The sequence below is a fragment of the Gleimia coleocanis DSM 15436 genome (assembly GCF_000159015.1).
Lineage (GTDB): Bacteria > Actinomycetota > Actinomycetes > Actinomycetales > Actinomycetaceae > Gleimia > Gleimia coleocanis.
Map to the genome: position 1 here is coordinate 1 of NZ_DS999548.1, position 1102 is coordinate 1102.

The following is a 1102-nucleotide window of genomic DNA, read 5'->3' on the forward strand; positions in this document are numbered from 1 at the left end:
GTCACGGGAAAACTAAAGCTGGTCGCCAACGCTGGCGGTGCAAGTCTTGTTCTATAACTAACCTCAATCCCATTAACACTGATGCTAAGAACTTAGAGTTGTTTTTAAGCTGGTTGCTTTCAGGTAAAACACTTAAAGATACGCCGGGACAGGGACGAACTTTTCAACGTAGAACTAGGTTCTTGTGGGATATTTGGCCTCTTCCACCAATCGTGGATGAAGTACACCCGGTTGTGTACGTTGATGGCATACACCTGGGGCGTAAAGCAGTAGTTTTGATTGCTCGCAGTGACCAGCATGTTCTGGGCTGGTATGTCGCTAGAAACGAGAACTCTAGAGCGTGGAAAGCCTTGTTAAACCGGATTGCTCCACTGGATTTAGTGGTTTGTGATGGTGGTAGCGGGTTCATGAAAGCCTGTAAAACCACCTGGCCTGATACGAAGATACAACGGTGTGTGTTCCACGTGTTTACGCAGATTAAAACAGCTACCACAACGCGTCCTAAACTCGAGCCTAACTGGGAGTTATACCAGCTGGGTAAACGCCTATTACACGTGAAAACCCTTGATAACGCAACCCAAGTGGCTTAGAGATTACCAGCAGTGGCAAACCAAGTGGCATGCGTTCTTACAGGAGGTTACCTATCATGAGCATTCGTGGTCTTATACTCACGCTAAAACTGTGAAAGCGTGTAGAAGTATTAACTCTCTTATTAGGAGCCAGTTGTTGTTTACATATCTTGACCCGTTGTGGGATGAGCTTATGCCGGCTACTACAAACAGGATTGAAGGAGGTGTTAATGCTCCGTTGCGGCAGATGCTTAGAGACCATCGGGGATTGAGTTTAATCAGGCGTATTAAAGCGATTTTCTGGTGGTGCTATATGCACCCCCAGTTTCCTTTACCTCCGGCGCAGATCTTGAAAGTTATGCCACGGGATGGGGATATAGAAAACGCTTACTGGGAAGCAACACGAACAAACAAAATCGACGCTATCATACCCCGTTGGGGAGACACCGTAGCATGGCACGAACTACACCACACGCAACCCTACCGACAAGACTGGGACTAAACCACCCCCAGCAACACAATTTGTCGTATAA

Annotated in this window: 1 pseudogene; it reads left to right on the top strand. The window is 47.1% G+C overall.

The annotated features are described in order from the left end of the window. A pseudogene (locus HMPREF0044_RS08175) lies at nucleotides 1-1071 on the top strand (IS1249 family transposase); the annotation flags it as partial. Between the last annotated feature and the right edge of the window lie 31 nt (nucleotides 1072-1102).